This is a genomic window from uncultured Microscilla sp., assembly GCF_947493425.1.
Classification (GTDB): Bacteria; Bacteroidota; Bacteroidia; order Cytophagales; family Microscillaceae; genus Microscilla.
On record NZ_CANLRP010000322.1, the window covers coordinates 1 to 4,017 of the forward strand.

3 protein-coding genes are annotated in these 4,017 nt (G+C 41.7%); 1 reads left to right on the top strand and 2 read right to left on the bottom strand.

Annotated features, from left to right (window positions below; translation table 11 throughout):
* Positions 1-92: 92 nt before the first annotated feature.
* Entirely contained in the window at positions 93-695 is a 603-nt protein-coding gene (locus tag Q0954_RS33120; RefSeq protein WP_002699189.1) for a carboxymuconolactone decarboxylase family protein, read from the bottom strand.
* A 537-nt stretch (positions 696-1,232) separates the two neighbouring features.
* On the opposite strand from Q0954_RS33120, the gene Q0954_RS33125 reads away from it, so the two are divergent.
* Positions 1,233-3,314, top strand: a complete 2,082-nt coding sequence (locus Q0954_RS33125) for an OmpA family protein (protein WP_299466082.1) — start codon at positions 1,233-1,235, stop codon at positions 3,312-3,314.
* 86 nt (positions 3,315-3,400) lie between these two features.
* On the opposite strand, the gene Q0954_RS33130 is transcribed toward Q0954_RS33125, so the two are convergent.
* Positions 3,401-3,832, bottom strand: a complete 432-nt coding sequence (locus tag Q0954_RS33130; protein WP_299466085.1) for a hypothetical protein — start codon at positions 3,830-3,832, stop codon at positions 3,401-3,403.
* Between the last annotated feature and the right edge of the window lie 185 nt (positions 3,833-4,017).

Genomic DNA, 4,017 nt, shown 5'->3' on the forward strand with positions numbered 1-4,017 from the left:
GGCGCAAAAAATAGCCTCGTCTCAAAACAAAACCTCTACCTCAAGAATGGTAATTTAATTTCTCACCATTCCTTAGGCAAAAACTTATTTTATTAGTGATGGCTCCAGTTGTTGTTTTCGGTACTATTAGGCGAAAGCCCCAAAACATCACCTTTAGTAGTTACTCCTAAGCCTTGTACGGTACGGTTGGCATAAGCAAAATAGCTTACTACCTGGTTAATTTCCAAAATTTCGCCATCGTCCCAACCAGCTTCCCGCAGGGTGTCTATTGTTTCTGATTTTATTTCTTCTGGGTATTGGGTAAGCTCACGGGCATACTCTATGGCAGCCAGCTCTTTGGTGTCATACACTTTGTCAAAGCTATTTTCCATAATGGCATCCCATATTTGCTGGGCACGTTCGTCATTGTTGAGAAGTCGCTTCATACCCGCAAAATGATGTTGTACACAGTAGTCGCAACGGTTGAGGTGGCTTACCAATACTCCCAGGTTTTCTAAAAACCATTTAGGAATCGTATTGTCACGGTGGTGCAATACGTTTTTATATAAAGCCATGTGCCCCTCTAGGGAGTGAGGACGTAAGCCATGTACTTGCAAAATATTGTCTATATTACCCTGGGGGCCTTTTACCCGGTCATACAAAGATTTTAGTTTGCCAACGGCTTCTTCATAAGAGATTAACTTGATCCAACTCATAGTTATTTTTGATAAGTTCAGCTAAATAATTTAAGTGTGCAGAGCAGTAGGGATTGGTAGCAAAATGGTGGTTTTTGCTTGCATCTCAATAGGTGTATGATTTATTGTATACTCTCTAAAAACAAGCCACACCTCTGTACTTTACTACTTTGTTGCCTTACCTCAATCAATGCTCATAGTATTGAGCATCAGACAAATAACAAAAAAACTTTGACCATGTAAGGTAAATACCAAAGCTTGAATTGCTCCGCTACAAATATTGTATAAATCTTTGATTTATGATGAAAAAAAAAGCTTTTTTAGCAGTTTTTGATTAATTATTACAAGCATGCGTGACGAGGTTGAGCAAAAACTACGGTGAGTGAAGCGGGAAATGATAACTTTGTTGTCTAAAAAAAACTGCCAATGATGATACCACTTATTAAACAAGCCAAGTGTTTGTTATAAAGTGGGTTTGCAAGCGTATGATTGCCTGGCAAACGTATTGAAAGTTCAGCATAAATCCATTTCGTATCTATGAAAATACTATACTTAATAATGAACTGCTGCCTGTTCAGCACTGCTTTGCTCACAGCACAAGATCACGTGCTTTTTAGAGAAGACTTTGAAAACAATGACCGCCAGTGGTTGATCCAAAACCAAGAAGGCGTAACAACTGCTGTGGCAGATGGTGTATACCGCATTCAGCATAAAAACCGAAAAAGTGGACGGGTGTTTCACCACGACATTTATATAAACCCCAGGCACAATTTTTATATCGAAACCAAGCTTACCCAAGTGCGAGGTACCCGCAAACATGGCTCAGGGTTATTGTGGGGGATGAAAGATGTAGGCAATATGTATAGCTTCATTATTACCAATGATGGGTACTTTCGTATTTCTATGTTCAAAAAAAGAAAGTATTACCACGTCAAAGCCTGGACTTACTCTAAATACATAAACGGCATGGGCAAACCCAATGTGCTTGCCGTAGAAAAAAAACGTTTTGTACTTAACTATTACATCAATGGGCACAAAGTACACCAAACCCCCTACCCTCCCTTGTTTGGCAACAAAATAGGTTTTGATATCAACTACAATACCCTCGTAGAGGTAGACTACCTACTGGTAAAACACCCCCCTGTAAAGATAAACCTGATACCTCAGGCGCAAGACTTCAGCGCTAAAGAAAACCTGGGCAACCATATCAATTCACCCCACGCTGAGGTAGCTCCGGTGATTTCGCCCGACGGCAAGACCCTGTACCTAGTGCGCGACAAGCACCCACAAAACATAGTAGCCCATCAAAACAATGATATATGGATGTCGCAACGCCTGCCTGACAATACCTGGAGCCCGGCAAAAAACATGGGAAAGCCATTGAGTAACGAGGGACACAATCAGGTGGTATCGGTAATGCCAGACGGCAATACTTTGTTGTTAAATGGCACTTATGGCAACAGTAAGAGTCCTCAGGTAAGGCGGGGGCTATACCTGACCAACCGTACCCAAAATGGCTGGACAACCCCAGTGCCTGTACAAGTGAAAAACTACTATAACCGGGCTAAGTTTGTATCTGAGTGCCTTTCGGCAGATGGTAAAACGCTGATATTGAGCGTAGAACGAAAAGATACGCACGGGCAACGCGACTTGTATGTGTCGTTTATGCAAGCTGATAACGTATGGAGCGAACCGCTCAATCTGGGTATGCAGGTAAACACCTTTGCCGACGATATCACCCCTTTTCTGGCAGCCGATAATGTAACCCTGTATTACTCTACGCGAGGCGAGCCAGGCTATGGCGATAATGATATTTTTGTAACACGTCGTTTGGACAATACCTGGACCAACTGGAGTACTCCACAAAACCTGGGCAAAGGCATCAACACACCCGATTGGGATGCTTACTACACCATTCCGGCTTCGGGCGAGCACGCTTACTTTGTTTCTTACGAAAAGTCTTTAGGGAAAAGTGATATCTTTAGGGTCAAGCTACCCGATGCTGCCAAACCTAAGCCAGTGGTGTTGGTGCATGGCAAGGTATTAAACAAACTTACCCAACAACCTATTGGGGCTACCATTACTTATGAAGATCTCAAAACTCGTCAACAAGTGGGAGTGGCACGGTCAAACCCTGGCGATGGTACTTATACCATTGTGCTGCCTTATGAAAAAGTGTACGGCTTTAATGCCGAAAAAGAGGGGTATTATCCCGTGAGTAAAAACCTGGATTTGCTCCAGGCCAACCACTACCGTGAGGTAAAACACGACTTGTACCTGGTACCCCTCAACCAAGGACAAAGTATCAGGCTCAACAACTTGTTTTTTGACTACAATCAAGACACGCTCAAGCCTTCGTCTTACCCTGAACTTAACCGCTTGATTAAGATTTTGAAAAAACATCCTCAAATGAATATTGAAATTTCAGGGCATACAGATGCGCACGGTAGTGCTGATAAAAACCTAACTTTATCGCAAGCACGCGCCAATTCGGTGCTTAGGCACTTAACCACCCAAGGCATAGCCAAACAACGTTTGCGAGCCAAAGGTTATGGGCAGGGTCGTCCGGTGGCAGACAATACAACTGCCACAGGGCGGGCGCTTAATCGGCGGGTAGAGTTTTTGATTTTGAAAGAATAAAAACGGAATCACTCAAAGGTTACCTTAGTACTACTACTCATAAGGTACTAAGGTAATCATAAGACATTGCTTTCATACAGGTGATTTTAAGATTTTACCAAGGATACATCTAACCACTCAAGCACTTCATCGGACGAAGTAAAATACTTGACTTGCATATTTTGAAGGCTTGTTTTGTCGTTAAAAACCTGTTTGATGGCCAAATCAGCTACAAACTCCCCTGTCATTACTACCCCTATTTTTTCAAGCCCAACTTCAACATATTTTGAAATAATGTTTTTTTGATACCACTCCTGCAAATCCGGAACGATGATAAAGTTCAATTTTCTGGCATTGATCAGTAAATACCTGGGTTGGTGCTGTTCTACAAAGGCTGCTATTCGCTCTATGCTTTCCCGAAAGCCTTGGTTATTCAACCATTTAGACCCTTCAAGCCAATCTATTGCCAATACAGCAGGAGATTGTTTATAAAAACTTATATTGTAAGTTTCAGAACTAAACAAAGATTGTAACATCATAATTAGTTGTTTTGGTATGGTGAGTAAAAATCAAGTCTGGTTGAACGCATGACTTGATAAGAGGCAAGCTTTTTTTGGGGGGATTGTACTCAAATAGCTTTTTGGATATATACTTTGAACGGGATGAAAAGTCGCAAATCAAATTCGCTGAAATTTCAAAGACAATAAACTTTCGAGTTCTTTTT